Here is a 2,436-nt window from a genome sequence, read left to right as displayed (position 1 = left end):
CCCCGAGGGCGGGCCCGCCCCAGCCCCACTGGAAGACGGCGACGACGACGCCGTACGAGGCGGCGATGGAGAGCACGTTGAGCACGGCGGCCTTGACCGCGACCAGGACTCCGCGGAAGACGATGAGGATGACGAGGAAGGCGAGCCCCACGACGACGGCGATGATCAGTGGCAGTCGGCTGGAGACGATGTCCAGGAAGTCGACCTGGGCGGCCGTGTTCCCGGTGACGTAGGTCTGTGCGTCGGTGCCGGTGACGGCCTGCGGGAGGACGTCGTCGACGAGGTGGTTGGTCAGTTCGGTCGTCTTCTCGTCCTGCGGGGAGGCCACGGAGTAGGCGGTGCCGACGAGGACGTCCCCGTCGGGGGTGGTCTGGAGCGGGGTGATGTAGGCGGCGTCCGGGACGCCCGTCAGCGCGTCCTTGAGTTTGGTGCCGAGGTCGGCCCGGTCGGCGGCCGGGACGGCCGACTGGTCGACGACCACCGTGAGCGGCCCGTTCGCGCCGGGGCCGAAGGCCGTGGAGATCAGGTCGTAGGCCCGCCGGTCGGTGAACGACTCGGGGTCGGCGCCGTCGCCGATGTGGCCGAGCTGGATGAACAGCAGGGGGAACGCCAGCACCAGGAGGACGAGGACGCCGCCGGTCAGGAACCACCAGGGGCGCCTCTCGACCCGCTGTGCGTACCGGTGCCAGGTGCCGTGCGCGGGCGCTCCGGGCTCGGCGTCGGTCTCGGCGACGGGTTTGCGGACGTGGTACCGGTCGATGCGTCTGCCGACGAGTCCGAGCATGGCCGGGACGAGGGTGAGTGCGGCGATGACGGCGGTGACGACCGTGAAGGCGGCCGCGAGGCCGAGTTTGCCGATGAAGGTGACGCCGGAGACCCAGAGGCCGGACAGGGCGATGATGACGGTGCAGCCGGAGACGAGGACCGCGCGACCGCTGGTGGTGGTCGCGAGGGCGGCCGCGTCGGCGGGATCGTGGCCGTTCATGAGGTTCTGGCGGTGGCGGGTGATGAGGAACAGCGCGTAGTCGATGCCGACGCCGAGGCCGATCATGGTGGCCAGGGTGGGCGAGACGGTCCCGAAGGTGAAGGCGGCCGCCATCAGGCCGAGCAGCGCAAGACCGCAGACCGCTCCGAGCAGTGCGGTGACCAGGGGCATGACGGCGCCGATCACGCTGCCGAAGCCGATGAGGAGGACGACGATCGCGACGGCGAAGCCGATGGCCTCGCTGCTGCGGTCGTCGGCCGTCGGGCGGGCGAGTTCGCCGAGCGAACCGCCGTACTCGACGGTGACGCCGGCGTCCCGCAGGGGCTGTACGGCGGCGTCGACGCCGTTCAGGTAGTCGGTGCCCAGTGTGGAGGGGGCCACGCTGAAGCGGACGGTGATGTAGGCGGTCTTGCCGTCCGTGGAGAGCGGTCCGACGTTGGGCGTCCCGGCCGGGAGCGGGGGCGGGGTGGTCCCGGGCGGCGGGAGCGGGTTCTGTGCGCCGATGACGTCCGGGAGCTTCGCGAGGGCGGCGACGGCGGAGTTGACCGCGGACGCCTCCTGCGTGAGGGGTTTGGAGGGGTCGTTCAGGACGACCTGGGCGCTGTATCCGCCGGCGGCGGGATCGTGCGCCTTGAGAACGTCGAGTCCTTCGGCCGACTGCACTCCCGGGAGGGCGAAGTTGTCCTCGTACTCGCCGCCGACGGCACGGTCGAGGACCTGGAGTCCCGCGACGGCCGCCAGCCAGAGGGCGATGACGATGATGCAGTGGCGGGCGCACCAGTGACCTGTGCGGTAGAGGACGCCTCTGGACGGTGCTGGCCGGCCTGTGGCCGGGCTTCCTGCGTTCATGGCGTGGCCGTGTCCGGATAGGGAAGTCCCCGAGCGGTTCCGGCACCCGCTTCGCGCGGGCCTACGCCGTCCATGGTGCGCCTGCCCCGGCGCTCCGGCATCTCGGCGGGAGGGCCTCTCGGACAGCGGGCTCAGGTGAGCAGGTGGTCCGTGTGGGAGGCGCGGCGTGCGGCGGCGAGGAGCGCGTGGATGCGGGGGCCCGCCTGGTCCGTCTCCGTGAGGGGGGTGGGGAACGGCAGCCGGGCGTCCCGGTGGTGGCCGGTGCCGTGTTCGAGGCGCAGGGTGATGCCGTACCGGTCCAGGGCGACGGGCAGGGCGCGGGTCAAGTCCCGTTCGGGGCGCGGCCGGACGAGGCGGAGGAGCAGGGGGACGAGTGCGGCGTGGCGGTCGACGAGGTGGGTGAGCATGGTCGCCTCGCGCGTGGCCATGGGGTCGGGTTCGGTGGCCCGGATCTCGTCGAGGGTGACGTACGTGCGTCCTTCGTCGTCCTCGATGAGGGCCCGGCCGAACTCCAGGCAGGTGCTCGTGGTCGCCTCCGGGGTGTACGGGGCGGCGAGGAGGCCGGTCAGGGTGACGCGGGCGCGCAGGCGTCGGCGTACGGG

General features: G+C 72.3%; 2 protein-coding genes. Both read right to left on the bottom strand.

Features of this window, described 5'->3' with window-relative positions; genetic code table 11:
• The coding region (locus tag CCN56_RS40890; RefSeq protein ID WP_086832568.1) for an MMPL family transporter at positions 1–1,834 on the bottom strand (1,834 nt) is incomplete at its 3' end.
• 131 nt (positions 1,835–1,965) lie between these two features.
• A partial coding sequence (locus tag CCN56_RS40885; protein ID WP_107484328.1) for a DUF2470 domain-containing protein occupies positions 1,966–2,436 on the bottom strand: 471 nt, incomplete at its 5' end.

This window comes from Streptomyces sp. NRRL B-24572, assembly GCF_002156145.1.
Classification (GTDB): Bacteria; Actinomycetota; Actinomycetes; order Streptomycetales; family Streptomycetaceae; genus Streptomyces; species Streptomyces vietnamensis.
The sequence above is the reverse complement of the archived record's forward strand: the minus strand, read 5'-3'. Positions and strand labels throughout refer to the sequence as shown.